This is a genomic window from Nocardioides sp. (genome assembly GCF_044226305.1).
In the GTDB taxonomy this organism is placed as follows: domain Bacteria; phylum Actinomycetota; class Actinomycetes; order Propionibacteriales; family Nocardioidaceae; genus Nocardioides.
The window spans coordinates 138,713-159,948 of record NZ_JBGAHF010000001.1 but is presented as its reverse complement, the minus strand read 5'-3'; the positions used below and the strand labels follow the sequence as shown (position 1 = coordinate 159,948).

Genomic DNA, 21,236 nt, shown 5'->3' with positions numbered 1-21,236 from the left:
TGGCCGACGCTAGCCGGGCCGATTACGGTTTGCCGATGTCAGGTTGTGCCAGCGGGACGAGCAGGGGAGCGCAAGAGTTGATAGCCGGCGACCGCGAGGAGCGGGCGAGCGCCGCGCTCGCCCGCGTCGACGCCCTGCACACCGCACTCACCCAGATCGTGCTGGAGGGCGGGAACCTCGACGGGATCGCGGCCGAGGTCGCCCGCGTGCTCGACGTCGGCGTCGCCTTCACCTCGACCGACGGCCGCGAGCGGGCCGCGGCGCTGCCGGACGCCGCCCGGGCGTTGCTGACCGAGGCGGACCTCGTCGACCCGACCGGCCGGCTGCGGGTCGAGCGGGTGTCCGGCGGGGCGGTCGGCGTCGGCCCCGGCGAGGTGCTCGGGCTGCGGGTCGCCGCCGGGGGCACCGACCTGGCCCGGCTGGTGTGCCTGCGGACCGACGGCGGGCTCGGCCCGGACGACGTCCACGCGCTCGAGCGCGCCGCGGCCGTCGCGGCGCTGCTCATCACCCGCGAGGAGGCCGTGACCGCCGTCGAGAACAAGTACCAGGGCGACTTCCTGCGCGACCTGCTGCTGCGCCGCACCGCGGACCCGGCCTACGTGGCCGAGCACGCGGCGACCTTCGGCTGGGAGCTGGGCCGGCCGGTGGTCGTGGTGGCCGCCGAGATCGACCCCGGCGAGGAGGCCGGCTCGGCCGTGCAGCGCCGGCAGTGGCAGGAGCGGTTCTCCGCGGCCTGGCGGCAGGTGACCGAGACGGTCGCTCCCGGGATCCCCGCCGTGGACTTCTCCTCCGAGGTGGTCGCGCTGCTGCCGGTCCTCGACGGCGACGACGAGCCGGTCACCGGCCACGGCGTCGTGCGCCGGGTGGTGACCGCGGTCGCCGGCGACAAGGGCGGCGGCCGGCGGCCGTTCTCCGTCGGGGTCAGCCGGGTGGCGCCCACCCCGGACCGCCTGCCCGAGGCTTACGCGCAGGCGCGCCGGGCCGTCGAGGTCGGGCGGCGGGTGCGCGGCGGCGGGTCGACGACGTTCTTCGACCAGCTCGGCCTGCACCGGCTGATCGCGCTGGTGCCGGACGGGGCCGAGCCGGACGGCGAGCTGCGGTCCTTCGTGCGCGACGTTCTCGGGCCACTCGCCGAGGACACCACCGAGGCGGCCGACCTGCGCGAGACCCTCCAGGTGCTGCTGGACACCAACTTCAACGTCGCCGAGGCGGCCCGCGTGCAGTTCTTCCACTACAACACGATGCGCTACCGCGTCGCCAAGCTCGAGCGGCTGCTCGGCCCGCTCTCCACCGACCCGCACCTGCGGCTCGACGTCGCCGTCGCCCTGCGCGTGCGGGAGGTCACGGGCTGACGGCGCCGGCGCCGCACCGACAACACGTGCCAGCGGTCTCGGCGTTCCTTCGGCATCTGTCGCCGTCGTGGGTGTGTCATGAGCCTCATTAGTTTGTGGCCACTCGGGCCCGCGGCCCGCGAACGAGAGGGTGCGTCATGTCGATGTTCACGTGGCAGAAGGTCGATCCCGCCCCCGGCGAACCGGTGGCGCCGAGCCAGCGGTTGAGCTGGGGCAAGACGGTGGGCATCGGTGCCCAGCACGTCGTGGCGATGTTCGGCGCGACGTTCGTGTTCCCGCTGGTCATGGGGCTGGACCCGAACCTGGCGATCCTGTTCTCGGGGATCTGCACGATCCTGTTCCTGCTGATCACGCAGAACAAGGTGCCGAGCTACCTCGGGACGAGCGCGTCGTTCGTCGCCGGTGTGACGGCGATCCGGCTCCAGGGCGGTGACTCGGCCGACGTCACCGGCGCGATCCTGGTCTGCGGCCTGGTGCTGCTGGCGGTCGGCGTCCTGGTGCACTTCGCCGGCGCGCGCCTGATCCACAAGGTGCTGCCGCCGGCCGTCACGGGCGCGGTCGTCATGCTGATCGGGTTCAACCTGGCGCCGGTCGTCGCGACCATCTACTGGCCGCAGGACCAGTGGGTGGCACTGCTGACGGCGAGCTTCCTGGTCGTCGCCGCCTGCCTGTTCCCCGGCTTCTGGGCGCGGATCGCGGTGCTCCTCGCACTGGTCTTCGGGTTCCTGGTCTCCTGGCTCTTCGACGGCATCTTCGGGACCATCAACTCGGTCGTGCCGGCGCTGGGTGAGAAGGCGACCGAGCACGACCGGCTGTGGGCATGGGACAACGTCGGCGGCGCCGACTGGATCGGCCTGCCGAGCGGCCAGCTGCCGATGGACAAGGTGCCGGTCGACGTCGTCCACGCACCGAGCTTCTCGCTCACCTTCATCCTGCTCGTCCTGCCGGGCGTGATCGCCCTGATCGCGGAGAACACCGGCCACGTCAAGGCGGTCGCCGAGATGACCGGCGACGACCTCGACGGCTACATGGGCCGGGCCCTGGCCGCCGACGGCGGCGCGACCGCACTGGCCAGCCTCTTCGGGGGTTCGCCCACCACGACGTACGCCGAGAACATCGGCGTCATGGGCGCCACCAAGGTCTACTCGACGGCGGCGTACTACGTCGCCGCGACCGTGGCGATCCTGCTCGGCCTCTGCCCGAAGTTCGGCGCGATCGTCAACGCCACCCCGGGTGGCGTGCTCGGTGGGATCACCGTGGTGCTCTACGGGATGATCGGCCTGGTCGGCGCCAAGATCTGGGTCGAGAACGGCGTCGACTTCGGGAACCCGGTCAACCTGGTCGGCCTGTCGGCCGGCATCATCGCGGGCATCGGCGGCGTCTCGCTGAAGTTCACCGACGACTTCACGCTGAGCGGCATCGCCCTCGGCACGATCCTCGTGATCGTCTACTTCCACCTCGTCAACCGTCCGCACGACGAACCGGGCCACCACGTCGGTGCCGACGAGGTGACGAAAGCCCTGTGAGGCCGGCTGACCCTGTGAAGATGGTGCTGTGAAGCCGGCTCCGTTCGCCTACCGCCGGCCAGGGACCCTCGACGACGCCGTCGCGGCCCTGGCCGGCGAGCCGGACGCCAAGGTGCTGGCCGGCGGCCAGAGCCTGGTCCCGCTGCTGTCGATGCGGCTGGCGGCACCGTCGATGCTGGTCGACATCAACGGCGTGCCGGGGCTGGACTCCGTCGAGGTCGACGACGACGGAGTCCGGGTGGGCGCGCTCGCCCGGCACGCGGCCGTCCTCGCGTCCGACGACGTGCGCCGGGTCCAGCCGCTGGTGCCCCTGGCGCTGGCCCACGTCGCCCACGCCACCATCCGCAACCGCGGCACCACCGTCGGCTCGCTGGTGCACGCCGACGCGGCCGCGGAGATGCCGGTCGTGCTCCGGCTGCTCGGTGGGTCGCTCGACGTCGTGGGGCCCGCGGGCCGCCGTACGATCCCGGCCGACGAGCTGTACGTCGGCCCGCTGGAGTCCTCGGTCCGCCGCGACGAGATCGCGGTCTCGGCGTTCTTCCCGGCGCTGCGAGACGGTGCGGGCGTGGCGTTCGAGGAGATCGCCCGCCGCAACGGCGACTACGCGCTAGTGGGCGCCGCGGCGCTGGTCGACGGCGACTCGGTGACGGTGGGCTACCTGTCGGTGGCCGACGTGCCGACGGTCGTCGACCTGACCGGCGTGCCCGACGACGACCTCGGCGACGCGGCGCTCGCGCAGCTGGACCCCGCGGACGACATCCACGCGTCCGCGGCGTACCGCGCCCAGCTCGTGCGGGTGCTCACCGCCCGCGTGGTTCGATCGGCCAGGGTGTCTCGACAGGCTCGACAACCGGAGGGGTCATGAGGGAGGAGCTGCACGACGTCCGGCTGCGGGTCAACGGGACGACCCACGAGGTCCGGGTGCCCGCACGTCGGCTGCTGTCCGACGCGCTGCGCCACGACCTCGGCCTCACCGGCACCCACGTCGGCTGCGAGCACGGCGTCTGCGGGGCGTGCACGATCCTCGTCGACGGCGCCCCGGCCCGCGCCTGCCTGATGCTCGCCGTGGCGGCGGCCGACCTCGAGCTCACGACCGTCGAGGGGCTGACCGAGGAGGACGGCTCGCTGTCGCCGGTGCAGCAGGCGTTCGTGGAGTGCCACGGCCTCCAGTGCGGCTTCTGCACGGCGGGGTTCCTCACCACGATCACGGCCGGGCTGCGCGACAATCCGCACCCCACGCACGACGAGGCGCGGGAGATGGTCGCCGGCAACCTGTGCCGCTGCACCGGCTACCAGAACATCGTCAAGGCCGTCGAGCGCGCCGCGGAGCTGGGCGCATGACCACGAAGCTGATGGGCCAGAAGGTCCAGCGGGTCGAGGACCAGCGGTTCCTGCGCGGCCAGGGCCGCTACCTCGACGACCTCGCCCTGGACGCGGGCACCCTGCACGCCGCGGTCCTGCGCAGCCCGCACGCGCACGCCCGGATCCTCGACATCGACGTGTCCGGCGTGCTCGACGTCGAGGGCGTGCACGCGGTCTACACCTACGACGACCTCGTCGGCCCGATGGCCGAGCCGCTGCCGCTGCTCATCCCGCACCCCGCTCTCACCCACGGGCGCACCCAGCACGCGCTCGCCCGCGACGAGGTCAACTACGTCGGCGAGGCCGTCGCCTTCGTCGTCGCCGACGACCGGTACGTCGCCGAGGACGCCGTCGCGCGGATCCGGGTCGACTACGAGCCGCTGCCGCCGGTCGTCGGCGTCGAGGCGGCCCGGGCGGCGCAGCACCTGGTGCACGACGACGTGCCCGGCAACGTCGGGGCGCGGCTGGAGCAGCTGGTCGGTGACGCACCGGCGGCGATCGCGGCGGCGCCGCACCGCCTCGAGCTGGACCTGACGGTGGAGCGCAGCGCCTGCACGCCGCTCGAGGGTCGCGGCACCGTCGCCCGGTGGGACGCCGACCTCGGCCGGCTGGTCGTGTGGACCTCGACCCAGAGCTCGACCGGGGTCCGGGCCGCGGTCGCGGTGAAGATGGGCCTCGACCTCGGCCAGGTCGACGTGATCACCCCCGACGTCGGCGGCGGGTTCGGGGTGAAGATCAACCACCCCTGGCCCGAGGAGCTGCTGGTGCCGATGGCGGCCCGGCTGCTCGGCCGCACGGTCAAGTTCACCGAGGACCGGCGCGAGCACTTCATCTCCTCCGCGCACGAGCGCGGCCAGGTGCAGCACGTCGAGGTCGGCTTCGACGACGACGGCCGGCTCCTCGGCCTCGACGTCGAGTTCTGGCACGACCACGGCGCCTACACGCCGTACGGCCTCATCGTCCCGATCATCACCTCCACCCAGCTGCTCGGCCCCTACAAGCCGCAGAACTACCGGGTGGTGTTCGAGTCGCTCTACACCAACACCGTGATGGTGACGCCGTACCGCGGTGCCGGCCGACCGCAGGGCTGCTACGCGATGGAGCGCACGATGGACGCGATCGCGGCCTACCTCGGCAAGGACCGCGCCGACGTCCGCGCGGTGAACTTCATCCAGCCCGACGAGTTCCCCTACGACCAGGGCCTGGTCTTCCAGGACGGCCGCGAGCTCGAGTACGACTCCGGCGACTACCCGGCGTCGCTGGAGAAGATCAAGGCGCTCGTCGGTTGGGACGAGTTCCCGGCGTTCCGTGCCGAGATGGCCGCACAGGGCCGGCGGGTCGGCATCGGTCTGGCCTGCTACGTCGAGGGCACCGGCGTCGGCCCCTACGAGGGCGCGCACGTCCACATCGAGACCAGCGGCAAGGTCAAGGTCGCGACCGGCCTGACCACGCAGGGCCAGGGCCACGCCACGGTGTTCGCGCAGCTGGTCGCCGACGAGCTCGGGGTGCGGTTCGAGGACGTCGAGGTCGTCACCGGCGACACCCGGCGGATGCCGTACGCCGTGGGAACGTTCGCCTCGCGGGCGGCGGTGATGAGCGGCTCGGCGATCCACCTGGCGGCGAAGCGGGCCAAGGAGAAGGTGCTGCGGATCGCCGCGGACGCGCTCGAGGCGAACGAGGACGACCTCGAGATCGTCGACGGCGTCGTCTCGGTCAAGGGCTCGCCCGGCACGTCGATCGACCTCGGCACCGTGTCGGTGCTGTCGAACCCGCTGCGCTACGCCTTCGACGAGGCGTCGAAGGCCGCGACCCAGTTCTCGGTCGGCGACCCCGGCCGGCCGCCGGTCGCCGAGGACGACGAGCCGGGCCTCGAGGGCAAGGACTTCTACTCGCCCGAGCGGGCGACGTTCGCGTCCGGCATGCACGCCGTGGTCGTGGAGACCGACCCGGACACCGCGGAGATCCGGATCCTCAAGTACGCCGTCGTCCACGACTGCGGACACCTGATCAACCCGATGATCGTCGAGGGCCAGATCCACGGCGGGGTCGCGCAGGGCGTCGGGGGGGCGCTCTACGAGCGGATGGCCTACGACGAGTCCGGGCAGCTCCTCAACGCGTCGTTCATGGACTTCCTCATGCCCTACGTCACCGAGGTCCCCGACGGCATCGACATCGACCACCTCGAGACGCCCTCGCCGCTCAACCCGCTCGGGATCAAGGGCGCCGGCGAGGCGGGCGTCATCCCCTCGGCGGCGGTGTTCGCCGCCGCGATCGAGGACGCCGAGGGCATCCCGATCCGGGCGATGCCGATCTCGCCGTCCGAGCTCTTCCACCTCCGCGAGGCTCACGGTGGTTGAGGTGCGAGCGCAGCGAGCCTCGAGACCACCCGTCGCGGAAGGCCCCTGCCGATGAAGATCACCGGATCCGACGTCATCCCGTTCCCGGTCGGCCAGGTCTGGGACGCGCTCCTCGACCCGCGGGTGCTGGTCGCGACGATCCCCGGCTGCGAGCGACTGGTCACGACGGGGGAGCACAGCTACGACATGACCGTCACCGCGGGCGTCGCCGCGATCAAGGGCACCTACGAGGGCTCGTGCACGCTCTCCGACCTCGAGGAGCACCACTCGCTCGTCATGCGGCTGAGCGGGGCGGGCGCGCCGGGGACCATCGACGCCACGGTGCGGGTGTGGTTCGGGGAGGCCGACGCCGGCCTGACGAAGATCGACTACGACGCCGACGCGGTCGTGGGCGGGATGGTCGGTGGTGTCGGCCAGCGGATGCTCACCAGCGTCTCCCGGCGGATGGCCGGGGAGTTCTTCGGCAACGTCGCGACCGCGATCGCCACGCCGGTGGTCGAGCAGGCGGTGTCGGTGCCGGAGGCCGGGGCGCCCGCCGCCGCGCCGACCGTCTTCACCGCGCCGGCCAAGCGGGCCGCCGTCTCGTCGCAGGACGACTTCCTCCGCGGCATCGCCGTCGGTGCCGGGCTGGTGCTGCTCGGCGTGGTCGCCGGCCGGCTGCTCGGCCGGCGGCCGTGAGACACCGGGGCCCGCGTCGGGCGGTGGGTTCGGCTCGTTTCGGTGTCGCCGGACCGAGCACAACCCACCGCTGCCCGGCGCCGGCCCGTGTGGGCGGTGGATTCGGCTCGTTTCGGTGTCGCCGGACCGAGCACAACCCACCGCTGCCCGGCGCCGGCCCGTGTGGGCGGTGGGTCCGGCTCGCTTCGGTGTCGCCGGACCGAGCACAACCCACCGCTGCCCGGCGGGGATCCGCCGATGAGCGATCTCACGGTCGACTCGACCGCGCGCGACCAGGCGGCCGCCGTACGCCGGCGCGAGGTCTCGGCGCGCGAGCTGCTCGACCTGCACCTGGCCCGCATCGGCGAGCGCAACCCGGAGCTGAACGCGATCGTGTCCCTCGACGAGGAGCGGGCCCGCGAGGGCGCGGCGGCGGCCGACGAGCGGCTGGCGTCGGGGGCCGAGGTCGGCCCGCTGCACGGCCTCCCGTTCGCGTTCAAGGACACCCACGACGTCGCCGGCTGGCGCACCACCTACGGCTCCCCGCTGTACGCGGACCACGTGCCCGACCGCGACGACCTGGTCGTCGAGCGGGTGCGACGAGCCGGCGTGGTCGTGATCGGGAAGACCAACGTCCCCGAGTTCGCCGCCGGCTCGCACACCTTCAACCGGGTGTTCGGGCTGACCCGCAACCCGGTCGACCCCCGTCGCTCGGCCGGAGGGTCGAGCGGTGGCGCCGCCTGCGCCCTGGCGGCCGGCATGGTGCCGCTCGCGGACGGTTCGGACATGGGCGGCTCGCTGCGCAACCCGGCGTCGTTCTGCGGCGTCGTCGGGCTCCGGCCCTCGCTCGGGCGGGTGCCGCAGTGGCCCTCGGCCAACCAGTGGGAGACGACGTCGGTCGCCGGCCCGATGGCGCGCAACGCGGGCGACCTGGCGCTGCTCCTCTCCGTCCTGGCCGGACCCGACCCGCGTGCGCCCCAGGCCCTCGGCGACCCGGGGTCGGCGTTCGCGCCGCCCGTCGTCGGGTCCCTCGCCGGGCTGCGGGTGGCGCTCTCGGTCGACCTCGGCGGCGCGTTCGAGGTCGATGAGGAGGTGGCTGCGGTCGTGTCGTCGGCCGCCCCGGTGCTCGCGGCCGCCGGAGCGAGCGTCGACGCGGCGCACCCGGTGCTGACCGAGGCCGAGGACACCTTCCGGACCCTGCGCGCCTGGCACTTCCAGGCGACCTTCGGTGACGAGTTGCGCGCGCACCCCGACGCCTTCAAGCCGGCCCTGGCCGACAACATCCGGGCCGGGGAGGGTCTCACCGGTGCCGACGTCGCCCGCGGCTTCGCCCAGCGCACCGCCCTCTCCGAGCGGATGCGCGAGTTCTTCGGACCCGGCGGGTACGACGTCCTCGTGCTGCCGGTCTCGCAGGTGCCGCCGTTCCCGGCCGACCAGGAGTACCCGACGTCGATCAACGGGCGCCCGATGGAGACCTACCTGGACTGGATGCGCTCCGCCTACTTCATCACCGTCACCGGCTGCCCGGCGATCTCGGTCCCGTTCGGCCGCACGGCCGCCGGCCTGCCGGTCGGCCTCCAGCTCGTCGCCGCGCACGGCCGGGACCGGTTCCTCCTCGAGGTCGCCGCGGCCGTCGAGGCCGAGGTGGCGCGCTGACCCGCGCGCGTCAGGGCACGACCAGGGGCACCTGCTCGCCCGCCTCGACGGCGAACGGGAGCGTGTTCGCCGCGGGCGGCAGCGGGCAGGTCGCGAAGTCGGTGTAGGCGCACGGCATGTTGGTCGCCCGGTTGAAGTCGATCTCGACGGACCCGTCGGGTCCGGGCGGCTCGGTGAGCAGCTGACGGTTGGCCGGGTACGTCGTCACGCCGGACGTCGCGTCACGGAAGAGGATCCACAGGCAGTCGTCGTCCTCGCCCCACGCGACCAGGCGGTGCTCGACACCGTCCCGATCGAGGACGACCTCGCCCACGGCGTCGCCGACCGGCTCGGCGTACGCCTCGAAGCGGGCGGGGACGACCCAGCCCGGGTCGGGTGGGAAGCACGGGGTGCTGCGGTAGGCGCGGAGGGTGGGGGAGTCGGGGTGGCGCGGCCGCAGGATGGTGCGCCCCTCACGGTCGGCGACCTGGGCGACCGCGTCGCCGAAGGCGAGCGTCAGGCCGACCTCGTCGAGCGGGCCGAGCCGGTGCGTCCCCGGCGGCAGCGCACGGCCGCCGGCGGTCAGGGACTCGCCGGGCTCGAGGGTCACGGTGGCCCCGTGCTCGCCGCCGGACCACGACCCGGGCACGTCGTCGAACCGCTGGGCCCGGCCGGTCAGCCAGTGGATCGCGGTGATCGCCAGCCACCCGTGCGGTGCGCGCAGCCGCTCCTCACGCTCGTCGCGCCAGGCCTGCCAGGCGCCGAGGAAGTCGGTCACCGGGGCATCGTCGCACCGACCGGTCACGCCGAGGCCCCGCTGAGTCGTCGCCGGACCACCCGCCGCCGCGGGGTCGGCGACGCCACCACCTCGTAGCCGGCCTCCAGGAAGACCTGCAGCAGCCCGACCGACGCCTCGTCCCAGATCACGGACTTCCCGGGCGCCGGCTCGATCGGGTAGCCCTCGAGGACCCGCGCGCCGACCTGCTCGCCGTACGTGACCGTGGCGGCGGCGAGCTCGTACGTCAACCCGGCCTTGCGCCGGCCGGGGCGGACGACGAAGCAGGTGACCGACCAGACGCCCTCGAGCTCGGGGTCCATCCGCATCCACGCCTGCTTCCGGCTCCACAGCCGGGGGTAGTCCTCCCGCGGCTCGACCGCGACCCAGCCGGCCGGCTCGCCGTCGACGTACCCGATCAGGCCGGACGTCGGCCCGGCGGTGCCGCAGGCGGTCTGCTCCAGCAGCGCGGCGTCCCGCTGCTCCTGCGTGGTGTCGCGCCAGATCCAGCCCGGCACCTTCAGGGCCTGGCACCGGCACCGGCGGGCGCCCCCGGTGCCGAGCACCGCCTCGACGTCGTCGGTCGTCGCCCGGTTGGCCGGGAGCCAGGTGAAGTCCGCCATGCGGCGAGCCTAGGCAGCAGGGCCGACATCCGGGCGCCGGAGACGCCGCCGCGACCCCGTCCGTCATCCACAGGCACCGGTGGAAAACCTGTGGGGAATAGTCCGAACGGGTGTGGACGACCGGGGCCGGACCTGTGGGCAACCCACGAGTTCCGGTGGAACCGAAGGTTTGTTCCCGCGAGCTCTTGCGCCCTGCTCCGGGCAGGGCATAGAACTTCTCCCACGCCCTCCGGCAACGGGGAGCGGGACAGCTCGGAGACGAGGGTCCGAACGACGCACGCCGGCTCGCCGGGGTGTGGCGCAGCGGCTGGGTGACGAGGTCGCTGGGACCGGGTTCGAACGGCTGTCGACCGGGAGCGTCACCGGGTACCGGTCACCCTGAAGGGCCCTTGCGACTCATACTCGCGAGGGCCCTTCACCTATTTCCGGACCGGGCGGCCGCGCCGGTCCTCGCGCCGGTCCTCGCGCCGGTCCTCGCGCCGGTCCTCGCGCCGGTCCTCGCGCCGGTCCTCGCGCCGGTCCTCGCGCCGGTCCTCGCGCCGGTCCTCGCGCCGGTCCTCGCGCCGGTCCTCGCGCCGGCTCGCGCCGGTCCTCGCGCCGGTCCTCGCGCCGGTCCTCGCGCCGGTCCTCGCGCCGGTCCTCGCGCCGGTCCTCGCGCCGGGCCTCGCGCCGGGTCCTCGCGCTGCGCTCGCGCCGGGCGCGCGGCGCCGTGCCGGCGCCGGCCGACGCGGTGACCGGAATCCCGCTCAACTGTGGGAATCTCGGCCTCTTCTGTGGATGAACCACCGCCCGTCTGTGGAGGAACCGGCCAATATCGGTGGAACCGACGGAATGTTCGGCGAATCCCTTGCGCGGCGGCTCGCGGAGGGCATAGAACTTCTCCCACGCCCTCCGGAAACGGGAGGCGGGACAGCTCGGAGACGAGGGTCCGTACGGCGGGACCACCAGCTTGCTGGAGGGACTGCCGCGGTGGCTGGGTGACGAAGCCGCCGGGGCCGGAGTGGACGAGCAGTCGACCGGGAGCGTCACCAGTACCGGTCGCCGAAGGGCCCTTGGAACTCATACTTTCGAGGGCCCTTCACCTATTTCCGGGCCCTCTCCGCGAGCTTCCGGCTCCGCCCGCCCGTCCGCCGGCCGGCACGCCGACTCGGTTGACCGGGCGGTAACCGGGAGACTGGCCGGGTGGTCATGTACTCGGTCCTGCACGCGGTCGTCCCGCCCCTCGCGAAGGTGGTCTGGCGGCCCACGGTGACCGGCGTCGAGAACGTGCCCCGCACCGGTGCGGTGATCCTGGCCAGCAACCACCTCAGCTTCGCCGACTCCCTGGTCATCCCGATCGTGGCGCCGCGCAAGGTCGCGTTCCTCGCCAAGTCCGACTACTTCACCGGCCGCGGGGTGCGCGGCGCCCTCCAGCGCGCGTGGTTCGAGGGCATGGGGATGCTCCCGGTCGACCGGGACGACCCCAAGGCCGCGATCGCCAGCCTCGACACCGCCCTCGAGGTGCTCGGGCGGGGCGAGGCGTTCGGCCTCTACCCCGAGGGCACCCGGTCCCGCGACGGCCGGCTCTACCGCGGCCGCACCGGCGTCGCGCACCTGGCGCTGACCGCCGGGGTCCCGATCGTCCCGGTCGGCCTCACCGGCACCGAGCGGCTCCAGCCGGTCGGCGCCCGATACCCGAAGGTCGTGCCGATCACGGTGCGGTTCGGCGCGCCGATCGAGGTGGCCGGCCGGTACGACGGCGTCCCGCTCGGGCGCGCCCGTCGGGAGGTCACCGACCAGGTGATGGCCGCGATCCAGGCGCTGACCGGCCAGGAGGAGGCCGACGTCTACAACGAGCGTCCCGCCGACGCCTGAGTGCGGCGTCCCCGATCGCGCCGCTGGCAGAGGTTGCCGGTGGACGGGGCCCCGGTCGGCAACCTCTGCCGTGGCCCGGGCGCCGCACCCCCGGTTGAATCGACGCCATGGCCCAGCGGCGGATCCGGATCGGCATCGACACCGGCGGGACGTTCACCGACGTGGTCGCCCTCGACGGCGCGTCCGGCGAGCTCGTCACCACCAAGACCCCCTCGACCCCGGCGAACCCCGCAGACGGCTTCCTGGCCGGCATCGACAAGGTGCTCGGGCTGCTCGGCGCCACCGCAGCCGACATCGAGGCGGTCAGCCACGGCACGACCGTCGCCACCAACCAGCTCCTCGAGGGCAAGGTCGACCGGCTCGGCTTCATCACCAACACCGGCTACGAGGCGATGCTCGAGATCGCCCGGCAGTCGGTTCCCGACGGCTACGGCAACTCCTACTTCTGGGTGAAGCCGGACCGGATCGTCCCGCGGCACCTGGTCCGCGGCGTCGAGGGCCGGCTGGACTTCACCGGTGCCGAGGTCCGGCCCTTCGACGAGGACGGCGCCCGCGCCGTCGCCCGCTGGTTCCGCGACCAGGGCGTGACGACCCTCGGCGTCTGCTTCCTGCACGCCTACGCCGACCCGGTCCACGAGGAGCGGATGCGCGCGGTCCTCGCCGAGGAGCACCCCGACGCGGTGGTCTCGGTCTCGAGCCAGGTGCTGCGCGAGTACCGCGAGTACGAGCGGGCGATGACCACCCTCGTGGACGCAGCCGTCAAGCCGCGGCTCTCCGCGTACGTCTCCAACATCAAGGCCCGGCTCGGGGCCCTGGACGGGCGGGCGATCCCGTTCTACGTCATGAAGTCCAACGGCGGCGTGCTGTCGGCCGACGAGGTCGTGCACCAGCCGATCACCACGGTGCTCTCGGGCCCCGCGGCCGGCGCGCTCGGCGCCGCGCTCATCGCCCAGGTCGCCGGCCACGACCGGGTCCTGACCTCCGACGGCGGGGGTACGTCGACCGACGTGAGCGTCGTGATCGGCGGCGAGCCGACGCTGACGACCGAGGGCTCGGTCGGGGCGTTCCCCTCCAAGATCCCGATGATCGACGTGGTCACGGTCGGCGCCGGTGGCGGCTCGATCGCGTGGCTGTCGCCGGAGGGCACGCTCAAGGTCGGTCCGCAGTCGGCCGGTGCCGACCCGGGCCCGCTCTGCTATGGCAAGGGCGGCACCGAGGTCACCATCACCGACGCCCACGTCGTCTTGGGCCGGATCCCGCCGCACCTGCTCGGCGGCGAGATCCCGCTCGACGTGGACGCCGCGCGCGCGGGCGTCGAGGCGCTCGCGTCGGAGCTCGGTCTCAGCGCCGAGGCGTGCGCCACGGGCGTCCTGGAGATCTCGGCGTGGAACCAGGCCAACGCGCTGCGCCAGGTCACGGTCAAGCGTGGCCTCGACGTCCGCGACTTCACCCTCACCACCTTCGGCGGCTCCGGGTCGTTGCTGCTGTGCCGCCTGATGGACGTGCTGGGCGTCCGGACCGTCCTGGTGCCGCCCGACCCCGGCAACGTCTCGGCGTTCGGCCTGCTCACCGTCGACGTCAAGAACGACTACGTGCAGACCCATGTCTCGTTGGCCGACCGGCTCGACGTCGACGAGGTCGTGCGTCTCTACGAGCAGCTCGACGAGCTGGCCGAGGCGGCGCTGCACGACGAGGGGTTCCCGACCGAGGAGCAGCAGTTCGGCTACACCGCCGACCTGCGCTACTTCGGCCAGGCCTACGAGGTGCGGGTCCCGGTCCCGCCGCCCGGTGCGCTGGACGAGGCCGCGCTGGCCGGCGTCGCGGCCGCGTTCCACGCCGAGCACCGCGCGCTCTACGGCTACGACTTCGCGGGCGACCCCACCCAGCAGGTCGAGTGGGTCAACCTGCGCGTCTCGGGCATCGGCCCGATCCAGCGCCCCGAGATCCGCCGGCACCCCGTCGTGGAGCCGGTCGCGCCGCCGGTCGCGACCGGTCGGCGGCCCGTCTGCTTCGACCCCGTGCAGGGGTACGTCGACACACCGGTGCTGTGGCGTCCCGACCTCGCCCCCGGCGTACGCGTCGACGGCCCCGCCGTCATCGAGGAGTTCGGCTCGACCGTGCCCCTGCACCCCGGCTTCAGCGCCCGGGTGGACGAGCACCTGAACGTCGTCGTGACCCGCGACCCGGAAGGGAGCCGAGCATGAGCCGCCGGGCGCCGACCCAGTTCCCGTTCGGGCACCTCACCGACGACGCCGGCGCGAGCGCCGACCCGGTGCTCGTCGAGATCGTCCAGGGCTCCCTGGCCAGCGTCGAGATGGAGGTCGAGACGGCGATCGCGCGCACCAGCCGCAGCCCGATGATCCGCGACGCCCACGACTTCCGCGCCGGCATCCACGACCGGCTGCTGCGCAAGCTGACCGGCCGGTCCTACTCGGCCCTGGTGCACCCGGTGGCCCGCGACTTCCCGATCGAGGAGATGCGCGAGGGTGACGTCTTCTTCCACAACGACGTCTACCGCTCCGAGGGCGGGATCGGGCACCTGCCCGACCTGTGCGTCACCGTCCCGGTCTTCAGCGACGGCCGGGTGGTCGCCTTCGTCCAGGCGTTCGGCCACCACGACGACATCGGCGGCGCGGTCCCCGGCTCGATGCCGAGCCACGCGACCAGCGTCTTCGAGGAGGGGCTGATGGTCCCGCCGATCAAGCTCTGGGACGCCGGCGTGCCCAACCGGGCCGCGCTGGCGATCATGACCCGCAACTCCCGGATGCCCGAGTCGCTGGCCGCCGACCTCGACGCCGAGTGCTCGGCCTGCCTGATGGGTGCGCGCCGGCTCGGCGAGCTCTTCGACCGGTACGGCGTCGCGACCGTCGAGTCCTGCTTCGACGCGATCATCGCGCGCACCACCGAGACCTACCGCCGCGAGATCCTCGCCAAGATCCCGGTCGGCAGCTGGGTCTGGGAGGACTACGCCGAGCACGACGGCGTCGACGAGCCGCGCCTGCACACGCAGCGGATCACCCTCACCCGCACCGCTGCCGACGACCCCGAGGGCGAGCGCCTGGTCGTCGACTTCGACGGGACGGGTCCGCAGGCCAAGGGGCCGATCAACCACGTCGGCGACGCCAGTGACGGGGTGTTCCTCAAGAAGTGGCTGGCGCCGATCCTGCGCAACCTCGCCGACACCCCGGAGCGGATGGCGGAGCTCGACGTCAACGAGGGCGTCGTACCCCTGATCGAGATGCGGTTCCCGGAGCCGGGCACGCTGCTGACACCGGTGTTCCCGGCGCCGACCAACGCGCGCACGTTCGTCATCCTGCGGCTGCTCGGCGTCCTCGCCGGCGTGGTCGCCAAGGCCGTCGACGGCCGGATGCCGGCCGACCAGGAGACGATCCGCTACACCGGCGTGTACGGCGAGGACCGCGACGGCCGCCCGTACCTCATGCGCGAGGTGCTCGGCGGCGGCTCCGGCGGCCGCTACTACGCCGACGGGGAGGACACCATCCACGTCGTCCCGGACTCGCGCAACCTGCCGACGGAGTTCACCGAGGCGCGCTTCCCGTTCCTCGTCGAGTCGCTCTCGCTGGCCGTCGACAGCGGGGGAGCGGGGCAGTTCCGTGGCGGCCTCGGCTACGAGAAGCACCTCCGGATGCTCGAGGACGCGCACTTCATGTCGATCGCGGACCGCTCGATCCTCGCGTGCTGGGGGGTGCGCGGCGGTCGGGCCGGGAAGCCGTTCCAGGTGACGATCGACCCCGGGGGCCCGGCCGAGCGCGAGGTCGACGCCCTGGCCGACGCCGAGCCCGTGAAGGCCGGCGAGGTGATCCGGATCCGTACGACCGGTGGCGGCGGCTGGGGCGACCCGCTGGCGCGCGCACCCGAGCTGGTGGTCCGCGACGTGGTGTGGCGCAAGGTCTCGCCCGAGGCCGCGCTCGCCGACTACGGGGTCGTGCTCACCGGCTCCGTCGACGACGACTCCCTGTCGTACGACGCCGCTGCCACCGCCGCCGAGCGGACGTCCCGCCCGGCCGCCGGAGAGGCCTTCTTCGACCGCGGTCCCGGGTACGCCCGGCTCGCCGGCGGTGCCGCGCACGCGGACGTGGACCTGCGGTAGGCGGTCCGCGGCCGAGCTTCGGGTGTCGGCAACCTTGGGGTGGTCTCGTGGTTGCGACCGACAGGCAGCAAGAGCGGGTACGGCGGGCTTCTGGCCGGGGCTGTCTCCCGGGTGCGGGTAGCGACCCGAAGCAGCCCGTCCACAGGCGCGGTCCGGGCGGTGGAGAAGCCTCGTGGATCGTGACCCGATCGTGACCGGATCCCCTGTGCACACAGGGGATTCTCGGCCCTGAGTGTCGGTGGTCGGTGCTGGAATGGGTGCCATGACAGCGATGGCCACACCTCGGCACCGGGTCACCGCCGCGACCGCCCAGATGCGGTCGGTGGCGGACTCGGTGGCCGACGCGTCGGTGTGGTCCCTCGACGCCGACGAGGCCGGCCGGACGCTCGTCGAGCTGACCCGGCTCGAGGCCCAGGTCGCCGCACTCAAGCTCCGGGTCGCGGCGCATGCCGAGTCGGTCGACACCCGGGACGCCACCGCCGTCTGGGCCCACGCCACCCGGCAGACCCCGCGGACGGCGAAGGAACTGGTCAATCTCGCCCAGGCGCTGGAGGCGCACCCCCACACCGCCGATGCCCTCGCCGCCGGCCACCTGAACCTCGAGCAGGCGCGGGTGGTCGTGCACGCCGTCGACCAGCTCCCCGACACTGTCGGACCCGAGCTCACCGCACAGGCCGAGGAGCACCTGCTCGGCCTCGCCGCCGACCACCACGCGGGTGCGCTGCGGATCCTGGGCCGCCGGCTCCTCGAGGTGATCGCCCCCGACCTGGTCGACGCCCACGAAGCCGCCCTGCTCGAACGCGAGGAGGCCGACGCGTTGGCGGCGTGCCGGCTCAAGGCCCGGTTCGACGACCACGGCCGCCTGGTCGGGTCCTTCGTGCTGCCGCACCTGCACGGCGCGATGTTCCTCAAGGCCGTCACGGCCTTCGCCGCCCCGAACCACCGCGCCGCCACCGAAGGCGCGGGTCCACCTCAGCGGCCGACGCCGGAGCGGCTGGGGCGGGCGTTCTGCGAGCTCCTCGAACGCCTCCCCGCCACGAGCCTGCCGAAGACGGGCGGCACCAACGCGACCGTCGTGGTCACCCTGTCCTACGAGACGCTGGTCGGGCAGCTCGACCAGGCCGGGGTCATCCTCGACACCGGCCACCGGATCTCCGCCGGCGAGGCCCGCCGGCTGGCCTGTCAGGCCGCGATCATCCCCGCCGTCCTCGGCACCCGCTCCGAGGTCCTCGACCTCGGCCACCAGACCCGCCTCTTCACCGCCGCCCAGCACCTCGCCCTCGCGCTCCGCGACAAGGGCTGCACCCACCCCGGCTGCGACGCACCACCGTGGCGCTGCCACGCCCACCACGACCTCGAATGGTCCAACGGCGGCCCCACCGACCTCGCCAACGGACGACTCCTCTGCCCCCGCCACCACCACCTCCACCACCGCCACCAGCCCACCAAGCCCGGCTACCACCCCCGGACGTGAGGGTCGGACCGCGGACGGCTAGGCGGGCGTGACGTCGTCGATCCGGTAGCCGATCTCCTCGTCGGCCATGTGGCCGTCCTGGTCGATCCACACGTAGCTCGGGTAGTCCTGGCCCTCGGGCCATCTCACCTGCACCCGGTAGGCGTCCTCGTCGTTGGCGGCGTCGATGACGTCCTCGATGGTCACCCGCATCCACTCCTCGGCCGCGTCGCCGGGCGCGTGGTCGTGGCCGCGGCGGGTGTAGACGGCGTCGACGACCTCACCGTCGCGGACCGTCACGAGCACCGGGTCGCCGGCGTAGGCGCAGAAGCACGACGTCCGCAGCGTGTAGGTGTAGTCGTCCACCTCGTAGGCCGGCCAGGGCGGGCCGGTGGGGTGTGCGTCCCCGTCTCCGCCGTCCCCGTCCTGGTCGCCGCCAGAGGTGCTGCCGCAGCCGGCGACCAGGACGGCGGCGCCGACGAGGAGGGCGGCCAGGTGCTTGCTCATGCCCCTCTGACGGCCGCCGGTCGCGCGCGGTTCCGGTCCTCTGTCGGCGCGGCTCAGGACCGCGGTGCCGAGCTCCGGACGCTGCCGCGGCCGCCACAGGTGGGGCAGGGCCAGGCGTCGTGGCGTCCGTTCGCGGGACGGTCCGAGAGCCCGCGCCGTCCGGCTCGGAAGACGATGTCGCCCTGCCCGGCACAGGTCGGGCACGGCTCACCGTGGCTCATCGGGTCCTACGCATCGTCTGGTCAGGTGCCTCCACTCGCGAACGTACGCGCGGCGGCGCCCCGGCTCCGGAGGCTTTGGGCCCTAGGTCCAGGAGACGAAGGTCCACCAGCCGAGCGCGGCACCGAGGGCACCGAGCAGGACGTAGGCGAGGACCCATCGGGCGCTGCCGCCCGTCGTGCCGGAGGTGACCGGCTCGCTCCGCGCGGCCAGCCGCGCGGGCCCGGCCCAGCCCCACGGCAGGGAGATCAACAGCGCGGGCAGCGCCATCAGCTCGAACATCACCCCGCAGACCACCCAGCCCCACACGACGTCGCCCTGGAAGAGGCCGTAGTCGAGGAAGTTCCAGCCGAGCGAGCCGAACAGCAGCCACCACATCGGCAGCAGCAGGGTCGGCGCCCCGAGCCCCACCGCGACGGCCGAGCCGAGGAAGGCCGACAGGAGCATCACCGGGATCCCCAGCGTCATGAAGAGCGCCACGTGGTCGGGGCACGGGTTCGCGACCACGTAGGGGCCACCCGACCCGCAGCTCCCGCCGATGTCCATGACCGACCGCATGCTGAGGAACACCCAGGTCAGCATCATCAGCATGACGAGCACGCTCGCGTAGAGCGTCGCCACCCGGCGCACCATGGGAGGACTCTGGCAGCACCGGGCGCCGTCCGTCGGTGGAATCGGCGAGCCCGCCGGGTCGCCGTCTGTGCCACCCTGTGGCCGTGTCCCGTCCTCCCGCCGTGACCGTACGACGCGTGGCGCGTGCTGCAGTGCTGTGCCTCGGCGCCCTGCTCCTCGTGGTGGGCACCATCGCGGGCGTGGTCAACCGCGAGGTCCTCGACGCCGACCGGTTCGCGGCCCACGTCGACGCCGCCCGCACCGACCCCGACGTCGCGCGCCAGCTCGGCGTGGTGATCTCCGAGCGGTTGTTGGAGGAGCAGCCCGACCTGGTCGCCGTCCGGCCGCTGCTCGAGACCACGACGACCAGCGTGGTCGCCAGCCCCGCGATCAGCCCGTTGGTCCGGTCCGCCGTGGCGCCCCTGTACCGCGCGATCGTGCTCGGCCAGGGAGGTGACCCGCTGGTGCTGCGGCTCGCGGACGTCGCGGCCGTCGTGGTCGGCATCCTGACCCAGGTGTCGCCGCAGGCCGACGCCACGATCCCGGCCGACCTCGACGTCCAGCTCTCCGCGCTGGGCGGGGCGTCGTACGACGCGGGCATGGTCGGTGCCGTGCACCGGGTGGTCTGGCTCGCCCGGATCTGCCCCCTCCTGGGCCTGCTGCTCCTCGTCGGCGCCGGCGCCGGGTTCTCCCCGCGCGGTTCCCGGGTCCGCGGCGCCCTCCGTGACGTCGGCCGGGGCGCGCTCGGGGCCGGGCTGCTCATGGCCGTCGTCCTGCTCCTCGTCGGCTCGCTGGCGCGGCACGCCGACCGCTCGACGCTCGGCGGCGCGATCCGGCACGCGGCCTGGGCGGAGCTGTCCGGCGAGTTCTGGCTGGCGACCGGCGCACTGGTCACCGTGGGCGCGGTCGCCGTCCTGGGCTCGCGGGAGCGCCTGGACGTCCGCGAGCTCCTCCGGCCGGCCACCGACCCGCTGGAGGCGACCGGGCGCGCGGTGGTCGTCGGCGTCCTCGGCGTCGCGCTGGTCGGTGACCCGCTGCGCGTCGCCCAGGTCGTGCTCAGCGTCGTCGGCGTCGTCCTGGTCGTGTGGGGGATCGGCTCGCTGGCGCTGACGGTGGTCCGGGCGCCGCGGGCCCGGACCTGGGGGCTGATCGCCGTCACGATGCTGGTGACCGGCTGGGTCGTGCTGGTCCTGCCCACCGACCGCACCCTCCCGACCGGGACCGCGGCCCTCGCCTCGGGTCAGGGCTGCAACGGCCACGTCGAGCTGTGCGACCGGCACTACGACGAGGTGGCGTTCCCCGCCACCCACAACTCGATGTCGGCGGCCGACATCCCGGGCTGGTTCTTCCCCGAGCAGCCCGACGGCATCGTCGCCCAGCTCGACCACGGGGTCCGGGTGCTGCTCATCGACAGCTGGTACGGCCAGCGCACCGACCGGCCCGACATCGTCGCCACCGCCGAGCAGAGCCGCGCCAGCTCGCTGGCCGAGGCGGAGGCGACGTTCGGTGCGGCCACCGTCGCCAGCGCGCTCCGGCTCCGCAACGCCTTCGGGCTGACCCCCCGTGGCCGGGTGGAGCCCTACCTCTGCCACGCGATGTGCGAGCTCGGGTCGACGCTCTGGCTGGACAGCCTGCGGGCGACGAAGGAGTGGATGGACGCCCACCCGACCGAGGTGGTCACCCTGTTCGTGCAGGACGAGGTCTCGCCCCGCGACACCGCCGAGGTCATCGAGCGGGCCGGGCTGCTGCCCTACGTCTACACCCCGATCGGCACCCCCGCCGACAACCCGTGGCCGACGCTCGGCCAGATGGTCGAGTCCGGCAAACGGCTGGTGGTGCTGATGGAGAGCCACGGCGGCGGGGACGAGCTCCCGTGGCTGATGAGAGGGTTCCGCTGGGTGCAGGACACCCCATTCCTGTTCACCGACCCGAAGCAGTTCAGCTGCGAGCCCAACCGCGGGCCGGCCGACGCGCCGCTCTTCCTCGTCAACCACTGGATCAGCGACAAGTCGGCCACGGTCTCCAACGCCGAGAAGGTGAACGCGCGCAGCGTGCTGCTGCCCCGGGTGGAGGAGTGCCAGCGCGAGCGGGGGCAGCTCCCCAACTTCGTCGCGGTCGACTACTACGACCGCGGCGACCTGATGGGGGTAGTCGACACCCTCAACGGCCTGGACTGAGCCCCGGTCACCGCCG

The 21,236-nt window shown here is 73.4% G+C and carries 16 protein-coding genes; 12 read left to right on the top strand and 4 right to left on the bottom strand.

What is annotated here, in order from left to right:
* Positions 1-77: 77 nt before the first annotated feature.
* The 7 genes from ACILQ5_RS00815 to ACILQ5_RS00785 all read left to right on the top strand — a co-directional run bounded on the left by ACILQ5_RS00815 (position 78) and on the right by ACILQ5_RS00785 (position 8,910).
* Positions 78-1,352 carry a PucR family transcriptional regulator gene (locus tag ACILQ5_RS00815; RefSeq protein ID WP_395656059.1) on the top strand — a complete coding sequence of 425 codons (1,275 nt, stop codon included), beginning with the start codon at positions 78-80 and terminating at the stop codon, positions 1,350-1,352.
* Between the two features lie 137 nt (positions 1,353-1,489).
* A complete protein-coding gene (locus ACILQ5_RS00810) occupies positions 1,490-2,878 on the top strand; it encodes a uracil-xanthine permease family protein (protein WP_395656058.1) in 1,389 nt (462 codons plus the stop codon).
* A 28-nt stretch (positions 2,879-2,906) separates the two neighbouring features.
* The gene (locus tag ACILQ5_RS00805; protein ID WP_395656057.1) at positions 2,907-3,743 is read left to right on the top strand and encodes an FAD binding domain-containing protein; all 837 of its coding nucleotides are present in this window, start codon (positions 2,907-2,909) and stop codon (positions 3,741-3,743) included.
* On the top strand, positions 3,740-4,219 hold the full coding sequence (locus tag ACILQ5_RS00800; protein ID WP_395656056.1) for a (2Fe-2S)-binding protein: 480 nt from the start codon (positions 3,740-3,742) through the stop codon (positions 4,217-4,219). The genes ACILQ5_RS00805 and ACILQ5_RS00800 overlap by 4 nt, the downstream gene beginning before the upstream one ends.
* The gene (gene cutA / locus ACILQ5_RS00795; protein ID WP_395656055.1) at positions 4,216-6,597 is read left to right on the top strand and encodes an aerobic carbon-monoxide dehydrogenase large subunit; all 2,382 of its coding nucleotides are present in this window, start codon (positions 4,216-4,218) and stop codon (positions 6,595-6,597) included. Before ACILQ5_RS00800 ends, cutA begins: the two co-directional genes overlap by 4 nt.
* A 51-nt stretch (positions 6,598-6,648) precedes the next feature.
* Positions 6,649-7,275 carry a carbon monoxide dehydrogenase subunit G gene (locus ACILQ5_RS00790; RefSeq protein WP_395656054.1) on the top strand — a complete coding sequence of 209 codons (627 nt, stop codon included), beginning with the start codon at positions 6,649-6,651 and terminating at the stop codon, positions 7,273-7,275.
* 237 nt (positions 7,276-7,512) lie between these two features.
* On the top strand, positions 7,513-8,910 hold the full coding sequence (locus tag ACILQ5_RS00785; protein ID WP_395656053.1) for an amidase: 1,398 nt from the start codon (positions 7,513-7,515) through the stop codon (positions 8,908-8,910).
* 10 nt (positions 8,911-8,920) lie between these two features.
* On the opposite strand, the gene ACILQ5_RS00780 is transcribed toward ACILQ5_RS00785, so the two are convergent.
* Positions 8,921-9,667, bottom strand: coding sequence for a DUF1684 domain-containing protein (locus ACILQ5_RS00780; protein ID WP_395656052.1), 747 nt, complete (start codon positions 9,665-9,667; stop codon positions 8,921-8,923).
* Positions 9,668-9,690: 23 nt separating this feature from the next.
* Entirely contained in the window at positions 9,691-10,287 is a 597-nt protein-coding gene (locus tag ACILQ5_RS00775; protein WP_395656051.1) for a hypothetical protein, read from the bottom strand.
* A 1,188-nt stretch (positions 10,288-11,475) separates the two neighbouring features.
* Here ACILQ5_RS00775 and ACILQ5_RS00770 point away from each other — a divergent pair.
* The 4 genes from ACILQ5_RS00770 to ACILQ5_RS00755 all read left to right on the top strand — a co-directional run bounded on the left by ACILQ5_RS00770 (position 11,476) and on the right by ACILQ5_RS00755 (position 17,726).
* Positions 11,476-12,141 carry a lysophospholipid acyltransferase family protein gene (locus ACILQ5_RS00770; protein ID WP_395656311.1) on the top strand — a complete coding sequence of 222 codons (666 nt, stop codon included), beginning with the start codon at positions 11,476-11,478 and terminating at the stop codon, positions 12,139-12,141.
* Between the two features lie 107 nt (positions 12,142-12,248).
* Positions 12,249-14,345: a hydantoinase/oxoprolinase family protein gene (locus ACILQ5_RS00765; RefSeq protein WP_395656050.1), complete on the top strand. Its 2,097-nt coding sequence runs from the start codon at positions 12,249-12,251 to the stop codon at positions 14,343-14,345.
* Entirely contained in the window at positions 14,342-16,252 is a 1,911-nt protein-coding gene (locus tag ACILQ5_RS00760) for a hydantoinase B/oxoprolinase family protein (RefSeq protein ID WP_395656049.1), read from the top strand. Before ACILQ5_RS00765 ends, ACILQ5_RS00760 begins: the two co-directional genes overlap by 4 nt.
* Before the next feature lie 271 nt (positions 16,253-16,523).
* The gene (locus ACILQ5_RS00755) at positions 16,524-17,726 is read left to right on the top strand and encodes a DUF222 domain-containing protein (RefSeq protein ID WP_395656048.1); all 1,203 of its coding nucleotides are present in this window, start codon (positions 16,524-16,526) and stop codon (positions 17,724-17,726) included.
* An 18-nt stretch (positions 17,727-17,744) separates the two neighbouring features.
* Here the strand turns inward: ACILQ5_RS00755 and ACILQ5_RS00750 are convergent, their stop codons facing one another.
* Together ACILQ5_RS00750 and ACILQ5_RS00745 are read right to left on the bottom strand one after the other, a co-directional pair.
* Positions 17,745-18,212 (bottom strand): DUF6174 domain-containing protein, encoded by a 468-nt coding sequence (locus tag ACILQ5_RS00750; protein WP_395656047.1) that lies wholly within the window; start codon positions 18,210-18,212, stop codon positions 17,745-17,747.
* 303 nt (positions 18,213-18,515) lie between these two features.
* The gene (locus tag ACILQ5_RS00745; protein ID WP_395656046.1) at positions 18,516-19,064 is read right to left on the bottom strand and encodes a hypothetical protein; all 549 of its coding nucleotides are present in this window, start codon (positions 19,062-19,064) and stop codon (positions 18,516-18,518) included.
* A 116-nt stretch (positions 19,065-19,180) separates the two neighbouring features.
* Between ACILQ5_RS00745 and ACILQ5_RS00740 the strand changes: the two genes are divergently transcribed.
* Positions 19,181-21,220 (top strand): hypothetical protein, encoded by a 2,040-nt coding sequence (locus tag ACILQ5_RS00740; RefSeq protein ID WP_395656045.1) that lies wholly within the window; start codon positions 19,181-19,183, stop codon positions 21,218-21,220.
* Positions 21,221-21,236: the final 16 nt, after the last annotated feature.

Excerpts from the sequence above, each read along its gene's own strand:
- ACILQ5_RS00810 (WP_395656058.1), top strand. The coding sequence starts at position 1,490 with ATGTCGATGTTCACGTGGCAGAAGGTCGATCCCGCCCCCGGCGAACCG.
- ACILQ5_RS00800 (WP_395656056.1), top strand. The coding sequence starts at position 3,740 with ATGAGGGAGGAGCTGCACGACGTCCGGCTGCGGGTCAACGGGACGACC.
- cutA (WP_395656055.1), top strand. The coding sequence starts at position 4,216 with ATGACCACGAAGCTGATGGGCCAGAAGGTCCAGCGGGTCGAGGACCAG.
- ACILQ5_RS00790 (WP_395656054.1), top strand. The coding sequence starts at position 6,649 with ATGAAGATCACCGGATCCGACGTCATCCCGTTCCCGGTCGGCCAGGTC.
- ACILQ5_RS00785 (WP_395656053.1), top strand. The coding sequence starts at position 7,513 with ATGAGCGATCTCACGGTCGACTCGACCGCGCGCGACCAGGCGGCCGCC.
- ACILQ5_RS00775 (WP_395656051.1), bottom strand. The coding sequence starts at position 10,287 with ATGGCGGACTTCACCTGGCTCCCGGCCAACCGGGCGACGACCGACGAC.
- ACILQ5_RS00770 (WP_395656311.1), top strand. The coding sequence starts at position 11,476 with ATGTACTCGGTCCTGCACGCGGTCGTCCCGCCCCTCGCGAAGGTGGTC.
- ACILQ5_RS00765 (WP_395656050.1), top strand. The coding sequence starts at position 12,249 with ATGGCCCAGCGGCGGATCCGGATCGGCATCGACACCGGCGGGACGTTC.
- ACILQ5_RS00760 (WP_395656049.1), top strand. The coding sequence starts at position 14,342 with ATGAGCCGCCGGGCGCCGACCCAGTTCCCGTTCGGGCACCTCACCGAC.
- ACILQ5_RS00755 (WP_395656048.1), top strand. The coding sequence starts at position 16,524 with ATGGCCACACCTCGGCACCGGGTCACCGCCGCGACCGCCCAGATGCGG.
- ACILQ5_RS00750 (WP_395656047.1), bottom strand. The coding sequence starts at position 18,212 with ATGAGCAAGCACCTGGCCGCCCTCCTCGTCGGCGCCGCCGTCCTGGTC.
- ACILQ5_RS00745 (WP_395656046.1), bottom strand. The coding sequence starts at position 19,064 with ATGGTGCGCCGGGTGGCGACGCTCTACGCGAGCGTGCTCGTCATGCTG.